Source organism: Idiomarina sp. 28-8, assembly GCF_000320945.2.
In the GTDB taxonomy this organism is placed as follows: Bacteria; Pseudomonadota; Gammaproteobacteria; order Enterobacterales; family Alteromonadaceae; genus Idiomarina; species Idiomarina loihiensis.
The window spans coordinates 1-236 of sequence record NZ_BANL01000070.1 but is presented as its reverse complement, the minus strand read 5'-3'; the positions used below and the strand labels follow the sequence as shown (position 1 = coordinate 236).

1 pseudogene is annotated in these 236 nt (G+C 49.2%); it reads left to right on the top strand.

What is annotated here, in order from left to right:
* Positions 1-236, top strand: a pseudogene (gene gcvT / locus RJ32_RS15455) (glycine cleavage system aminomethyltransferase GcvT); the annotation flags it as partial.

Genomic DNA, 236 nt, shown 5'->3' with positions numbered 1-236 from the left:
TAAAAGCGGGTGCAAAGATGGTTGATTTTCACGGCTGGGACATGCCGCTGAACTACGGCTCACAAATTGAAGAGCACCATGCTGTACGCCGTGACTGCGGTGTTTTTGATGTGTCTCACATGACTATTGTTGACGTAGAAGGGCCACAGGCTCAGGCGTTTTTGCGTTACCTGCTGGCTAACGACGTTGCCAAGCTAAAAACCGAAGGCAAAGCACAATACACCAGTATGCTGAAT